At 53.5% G+C, this 243-nt stretch carries 1 protein-coding gene; it reads left to right on the forward strand.

Going from position 1 to position 243, the window contains the following annotated elements; all coding sequences use genetic code 11:
* The coding region (locus tag CH339_RS25925; protein ID WP_210207418.1) for a hypothetical protein at window positions 1-243 on the forward strand (243 nt) is incomplete at both ends.

The raw sequence follows: 243 nt of genomic DNA on the forward strand, positions 1-243 counted from the left end.
CCGTCCTGTTCCAGGCAAAAAACCTCGGGGGGCTTGGAAGCAGTTTTCAGGAGCTGTTCAATCCGGTTTTCATCGCGCTTTTCCTGGACCTGGCTCTCATGGTCTGGCTGGCAAAAACGCGCGAAAGAACCGGCAAAAAGCTTTCCGCTAAAGCCGTTAAGATCTACTATGCGGCAGCCGCCGGAACGGTGCTGTTTAATCTCGCCCTGTCGGAGCTGGATCAGCCGAAGTTTTTAAGCTACT

Origin of the sequence: Rhodobium orientis, from assembly GCF_003258835.1 — a bacterium.
GTDB classification, from domain to species: domain Bacteria; phylum Pseudomonadota; class Alphaproteobacteria; order Rhizobiales; family Rhodobiaceae; genus Rhodobium; species Rhodobium orientis.